Genomic DNA, 6,507 nt, shown 5'->3' on the forward strand with positions numbered 1-6,507 from the left:
GGTCGCGCTGCGGCGGCGTTCGCCGGATCTGCGCAGCCAGGATTCGGGATGGACTTCATAGATCGTCCACGGCGCGCGGAAGCATTCGGCGTGCGCGCGCGCATCGAGCCATGCGTCGTCGTGCCAGTCGAAGCCGTCCAGCGCCGCGCAGTCCGCGACCACGGATGCCGTGGCGGGCGGCGCTTCTGTTGCGCGCGCGCACGGGTCGGCCTTGTGCGGCAGCACCCGGCCATCGGCGGCGCGCACCTCGAACTTGTATCGCTCGCCCGTGCCGATCTGCGGCACGAATAGTTCCCATACGCCCCACGGACTGCGCAAGCGCATCGGGTGGCGGCGCCCGTCCCAGCCGTTGAAATCGCCGACGACCGATACGCGCTGCGCGTTCGGCGCCCACACGGCGAAGCGCACGCCTGTCGTGCCGCCCACACGCAGCGGCACCGCGCCGAGCGCGTCGAGCACCGCATCGGCATTGCCGGCCGCGAAGCGCGCGAGCACGTCGTCGTCGAGCAGGGTGCCGAATGCATAGGCATCGTCGACGACCTGCCGCGCATCGGGCCAGTCGATCGCCAGCCGGTACGGCCCGTCGCGTGCGATTTCGCCGGCGAAGCAGCCGGCCGGATCGACGCGCGCGAGCCTGCCGAGCACGTCGCCGTCGGGCGACAACGCGAGCACGTCGGTCGCGCCCGGCAGCAGTGCGCGCACGACGACGCGATTCGCGACCCGATGCGGGCCAAGGCATGCGAACGGGTCAGGGTGGCGCGCCGCCAGGAGCGCGTCGATATCGGCACGATCGAACAGGTCGTCGTTCATCACGTCTCTCCGTCCGCCAGCAACCGCCCGACGAGCGCGGCCAGGCCGGCGGTCGGCACGCCCAGCCAGTCGGGACGGTTCGCGGCCTCGTAGCACAGCTCGTACGAACCCTTGTCGATCAGGAACAGCGTGAGCAGGCGATCCTCGTAGCGTGGATCGATGAAGCGCATCGGCGCATCCCGGGCCGCTTTGCGATAGCACGCGAGGAAGCAATCGGCGGCGGCCTGGCCGAACCGGTCGAACAGCATGCGCTTGCGGGCCGCCGTCAGCGGCGGCGCCTTTTCAAGCTCGGACTGTGCCGTGCTGTTGAGGTACGACAGCGAGCGCAGGAAACCCGCGACGTCGCGCAGCGGATGCGATTTCATGCGGCGCCGCGCGAGCGGGCGGCCCGGCTCGCCCTCGAAATCGATCAGCAGCGCATCGCCCTGCACATCGAGCACCTGCCCGAGATGGAAGTCGCCGTGGATGCGGAAGCACTGTGCGTCGAGCGTGCGCGGCACGAGTTGCGCGAGTGCCTGCACCGCGGCGTCGCGCGATGCGATCAGCGTGTCGGCCGCGGCGCGGCAGCCCGGATCGAGCTGATCCAGTCGTGCGCGGAGCACGTCGATCGCACCTTCGAAGGCGGCGACCGCATCGGCCGTCCAATCGTCGACACATGGGCCCGACGCCGGGGTCGGTGCGAACGCCGGATCGTCGGACGGCTGCGCGAGCGCGACATGCAATTCGCCGAGCCGCGTGCCGACGACACCCGCAAACGCGGCGTAACCGTGCATCGTCTCGGACGCGTCTTCCGGCTCCGGCGGCTCGGCATCGTCGGCGGCCGGCAGCGCAAGCTCATCGACCGCGCGCTTCAGGAAATCCAGCGAGCGCGTCCATGCGTCGCCCTGGTTGTCGATGAAACGCTGCAGGATCGCCACGGTATGTGACGCACCGTCCGGATCGACATGCACGACTTCGCCGGCGAGCGCCGCCGTATTCCGGTAGCCGATACGCGTCAGATGGCGACTCATCTCCGCTTCCGGATGCACGCCATGCGTGACCCGGCGCACGAGCTTCAGCACGATCGCATCGTCGATCACGAGCGAACTGTTGCTCTGCTCCGCCGCGAGCCAGCGGACGTCCGCGTTGTCGCCGGGATCGAGCGACGCAAGCGCGTCCTCGGGCAAGAACACGAGCCGGCCGCCGTCGGACGTCGGCACGGTGGCGCCGGCGCGCAGTTTGCGCAACATGCCGTGCGCAAACGCGGGCAGCGCGAAGGCGTCGGTCAGGTAGCCGACCGTATGGCCGCGCCGCACACGCGCGAGGGCGAGCTGGGTAAACAACGGCTGGGATGTCTCTCCGCCCCATGCGGCAGCGAGCGGGACGACATAGCGCTCGATGCCGCTCGCCCCGTTCGTTGCCACCTGTACCTCGGCATACTGGAACGGCTCGCCCGGCATCGGCGTGACCGCTTCGAAACGCGCATGGCCGATCGGGCGGTCTTTCGACGCGAACCAGCGACGGCGCGCCAGCCATGACGGCAGCGCATCGTGTGCGAGCGTGTTGAACTGGGCGATGTCCGGCTGCGAGTCGCCGCGCCGCATCACGAGTGTCGTGAATTCCGGCAGCTGCTCGGCCGGCGGCCGCCGCCATGCGGGCGCGCGGTCCTGCGCGGACAGTGCGAACCACAGGAAGCCATACGGCGGGAACGTCAGCAGATACGGAAGCTGGCCGATCGGCGGGAATGGCGAATCGGACATCATCTCGATCGGCACGCGGCCGGCGAATTCGGAAAGGTCGAGTTCGACGGCCTGTGATGCGCGCGACAGGTTGGCGACGCACAGAACAGGCTCGTCATGGTCGAGTTCGCGCAGATAGGCGAGCACCTTGCGATTCTCCGGGCGCAGGAAGCGGATCGCGCCGCGTCCGAACGACTGGGTCGTGCGGCGCGTGGCGAGAATCCGCCGCATCCAGTTCAGCAGCGAATGCGGATCGCGCGTCTGCGTTTCCACGTTCACCGCGTCGTAACCGTACAGTGCGCCCATCACGATGGGCAGCACGAGCTGCTCGGGATCGGCGCGCGAGAATCCCCCGTTGCGATCCGACGACCACTGCATCGGCGTACGCACGCCGTCGCGATCGCCGAGATGCACGTTGTCGCCCATGCCGAGTTCGTCGCCGTAGTAGATGACGGGCGTGCCGGGCATCGACAGCAGCAGCGAATTGATCAGCTCGATGCGGCGGCGGTCGCGTTCCATCAGCGGCGCGAGGCGGCGGCGGATGCCCAGGTTCAGGCGTGCGCGACGGTCGCTCGCATAGGTTTGCCAGAGCAGGTCGCGCTCGGAATCGGTCACCATCTCGAGCGTCAGCTCGTCGTGATTGCGCAGAAAGATGGCCCACTGGTTGCCCGGCGCGAGCGCGGGCGTCTGTTTCATGATGTCGATGATCGGGAAGCGGTCCTCGCTCGCGATCGACATGTAGATGCGCGGCATCAGCGGAAAATGGAATGCCATGTGGCATTCGTCCTCGTTGCCGAAATACTCCTGGACATCCTCGGGCCACTGGTTCGCCTCGGCGAGCAGCATCCGGTTCGGATATTCCGCGTCGATCGTCGCGCGGATCCGCTTCAGGACCGCATGCGTTTCCGGCAGGTTCTCGTTGCTGGTGCCTTCGCGCTCGATCAGGTAAGGGACTGCGTCGAGCCGCAGCCCGTCGATCCCGAGGTCGAGCCAGAAGCGCATGATCTGCAGCACTTCGCGTACCACGGCGGGATTGTCGAAATTCAGCTCGGGCTGGTGCGAATAGAAGCGATGCCAGAAATACTGGCCGGCCACCGGATCGTGCGCCCAGTTCGACGTTTCCGTATCCAGGAAGATGATCCGCGTTCCCGCATATTTCGTGTCGGTATCCGACCACACGTAATAGTCGCGGTAGACGGAACCGCGTTTCGCGTGCCGCGCGCGCTGGAACCACGGATGCTGGTCCGACGTGTGATTGATGACGAGCTCGGCGATCACGCGGATGCCGCGCGCGTGCGCCTCGCGGATGAACCGGCGCGCGTCCGCGAGCGTGCCGTAGTCGGGGTGAACGTTGCGGTAGTCGGAAATGTCGTAGCCGTCGTCCCGGCGCGGCGAAGGATAGAACGGCAGCAGCCAGATCGTGTCGACGCCGAGTTCCGCGATGTAGTCGAGTTTCGCGATCAGCCCCGGGAAATCGCCGACGCCATCGTTGTTCGAATCGAAGAACGATTTCACGTGGACCTGATAGATGATGGCGTCCTTGTACCACAGCGGATCGTCCGCGCAGAGCGCTGTTTCGCGGCGGCGCGCGCGGCGGTTGCCGGCCTTGGCCGCGGTTTCCGCCGAAGCGGACGGGGCGCGGGGCATGTCGCCGAGCGGATTCTCGCGCTGCATCATCGATTGGCTCCGTATGGTTTGGGCCCGGGCTCGGGGCCGGCGCTCGCATCGGGCGGTGCAGGGGCGATGCGCGCGGCGTCCGGCGCCGGGCTGACGCGCCAGATCGCATACGGTTTCACATAAGGATCCAGGGCGACGTACTGACGATGTCCGTGCCAGCGCTTCGTGCGGCCCGTGCTCTGTTCGAGTGCGTCGAGCGGCTCGCCGTCGGCGATGCCGAGGCTGCGATACAGCGCGGCATCGAGCGTGAAGTCTGCCGCCTGCGGATGCCACGGATCGAGGCTGATCGCGACGACGACGATGTTGTCGCAGGCCGGCGTCGCCTTCATGAAGGCGAGTACGCCATCGTTCGTCGCGGGGATGAACGTGACGCCGAGGTGAGTCTGCAACGCCGGGTTGTCGCGGCGCGCGCGATTGAGCTGGGCGATCTCGTCGGCGATATGGCCGGCCTGACGCCAATCGCGTACCCGCAGCTCATACTTCTCCGCGTCCCGGTATTCCTCGCTGTCGGGCAACGGCTCCGATTCGCACAGCTCGAAACCGGAGTAGATGCCCCACGATCCCGACAACGTTGCCGCGAGCGCCGCGCGAATCACGAATTGCGGGCGCGGCGCGTGCTGAAGATGGCGCGGGTTGATGTCGGGCGTGTTGACGAAGAAATTCGGCCGGAAATACTCGCGTGCCGGGCCGGCCGTCAGTTCCGTCAGGTAATCGATGAATTCGCGTTTCGATTCGCGCCACGTGAAATAGGTGTACGACTGCGAGAAACCGAGCTTCGCGAGCCGGTACATCATGGCCGGGCGCGTAAACGCTTCGGACAGGAACACGACGTCCGGGTACCGCGCACGGATGTCGGCGATCAGCCATGCCCAGAACGGCAACGGCTTGGTGTGCGGGTTGTCGACGCGGAATATCCGCACGCCGGCATCGATCCAGAACAGCACGACGTCGCGCAGCGCGAGCCACAGTGCGGGCATCGCGTCGTGCGCGTAGAAGTCGGGATTGACGATGTCCTGATAGCGTTTCGGCGGATTCTCCGCATAGCGCAGCGAGCCGTCGGGACGCCAGGCGAACCAGCCGGGGTGTGCGTCGAGCCACGGATGATCCGGCGAGCACTGCACCGCGAAATCGAGTGCGATCTCGATGCCGTGCGCATGCGCCGCATCGACCAGCGCGCGAAACGAGGCGAGCGTGCCGAGCTGCGGGTGAAGCGCGGTGTGGCCGCCCTCGGGCGCGCCGATCGCATAGGGGCTGCCGACGTCGTCCGGCGCGGACTGCAGGCTGTTGTTGCGCCCCTTGCGCGCAGTCGTGCCGATCGGGTGGATCGGCGGAAAATACAGCACGTCGAAACCCATGTCGCGGATACGCGGCAGGTGGGCGATCACATCGTCGAAGGTGCCGTGGCGATGCGCGTCATTGCTCGCCGAGCGCGGGAACATCTCGTACCAGCTCGAGAAACGGGCGGCGCGGCGTTCGACATCGACCGGGTACACGGTCGCATCGTTCGTGGCGAACGGCCGGTAGCGCAGCGCGGCAAACACGGCTGCGACACGCGGCGCGTTGAGCAGCGTGAGCCGCTCATCCGGCGCCGCGTTCCCGAACTCGGCCGAGAAGCGGCGCGCATCGGCCGCCGCCCGTGCGTCGACAAGGTCGGCATGCGCGATGGCCGTGGCAAGCAGCGTCTGCGCCTCGATCAATTCGAGCGCGACATCCTGTCCGGCGGTGCGTTTTTTGGCGACGTCGTCGACGAGCGACGCCCAGTCGTCGCGCCACGCGATCACGCGGAATTCGTGGCGGCCGAGCCGGTCGAGCGGCATCTCGGCGTGCCATGCGTCGTTGGGCCCGGCGACGAACGGGGCCTCTTGCCAGTTGCGCTCGCCGGCGGCATGCCAGGCGAGGACGGCGGCGAGATGGGCATGTCCGTCCGAGAAGATAGTCGCGCGCACGGCGAGGCGTTCGCCGATCACGCGCTTGATCGCGAAGCGGCCCCCGTCGACCGACGGTTCGACACGTTCGATCGCGATCCGGTCGGCCGTCAGCGCGGCCGTCACGTTGACGCGGTCGCGCGCGGAATCGGGCACGTCCGTCACGGGCGTCGCGCGTCGCGCGTGCAGCAGCATGCAGCCGCCGGGCACGAGCGTGAACGGGGACAGTGCGGTCATTTTTCCGTTGCGGGCCGACAGGCCGGACGCGAAACGCGTGAACGCGCCCGGCACGCCGGGCAGGATCGTCGCGGGATCGACGTGCGAGCTCGCATCGAGGTCGGGATTCAGTGCGATCAGCAACGCGTCGTCGGCGCCAT

The 6,507-nt window shown here is 67.7% G+C and carries 2 protein-coding genes and 1 pseudogene; all 3 read right to left on the reverse strand.

Features of this window, described 5'->3' with window-relative positions; all coding sequences use genetic code 11:
• Window positions 1-810: pseudogene (locus tag KH616_RS19755) on the reverse strand (1,4-alpha-glucan branching enzyme); the annotation flags it as partial.
• Complete coding sequence (treS, locus tag KH616_RS19760) at window positions 810-4,202, reverse strand: maltose alpha-D-glucosyltransferase (protein ID WP_292249828.1); 3,393 nt, start codon at window positions 4,200-4,202, stop codon at window positions 810-812. The gene treS and the pseudogene KH616_RS19755, both read right to left, overlap by 1 nt.
• On the reverse strand, window positions 4,202-6,507 hold a 2,306-nt coding region (locus KH616_RS19765), incomplete at its 5' end, for an alpha-1,4-glucan--maltose-1-phosphate maltosyltransferase (RefSeq protein WP_292249827.1). The genes treS and KH616_RS19765, both read right to left, overlap by 1 nt.

It is taken from the genome of Burkholderia sp. (genome assembly GCF_018375725.1).
Taxonomy (GTDB): domain Bacteria; phylum Pseudomonadota; class Gammaproteobacteria; order Burkholderiales; family Burkholderiaceae; genus Burkholderia.

What these genes read in the sequence shown, in the direction of transcription:
- treS (WP_292249828.1), bottom strand. Translation starts at nt 4,202, where the DNA reads ATGCAGCGCGAGAATCCGCTCGGCGACATGCCCCGCGCCCCGTCCGCT.